The sequence below is a fragment of the Salinimicrobium oceani genome (genome assembly GCF_012037645.1).
In genome coordinates, this window is the sequence record NZ_JAAVJR010001183.1 from 1 (window position 1) to 348 (window position 348).

Here is a 348-nt window from a genome sequence, read left to right on the forward strand (position 1 = left end):
GGGCTTTTGGCTGTGATATTTGCCAGGACGTATGTCCCTGGAACCGCTTTTCAAAACCTCATATTGAACCACTCTTCAATCCGCACCCCGAGCTGCTTAGCATGAGTAAAAAGGATTGGGAGGAGATCACCGAAGAGACCTTCAGGAAAGTATTTAAAAAGTCGGCAGTTAAACGAACCAAGTACAGCGGACTCACTCGAAATATCAGGTTTTTAAAAGATTAAGTTTCCTGAGAATTCTGTTTTAACTGGATTTCCCTGCTCATCTTTTGCAGGACTTGTGAAATTCAAGTTTTCCAGTGCTTCTTTGACTATTTGATTGGCACGTTTTCCTGGAGCAATTGCGATT

At 42.2% G+C, this 348-nt stretch carries 1 pseudogene; it reads left to right on the forward strand.

Annotated elements, in window-relative coordinates:
- Positions 1 to 224: pseudogene (locus tag HC175_RS21375) on the forward strand (tRNA epoxyqueuosine(34) reductase QueG); the annotation flags it as partial.
- Positions 225 to 348 lie beyond the last annotated feature (124 nt).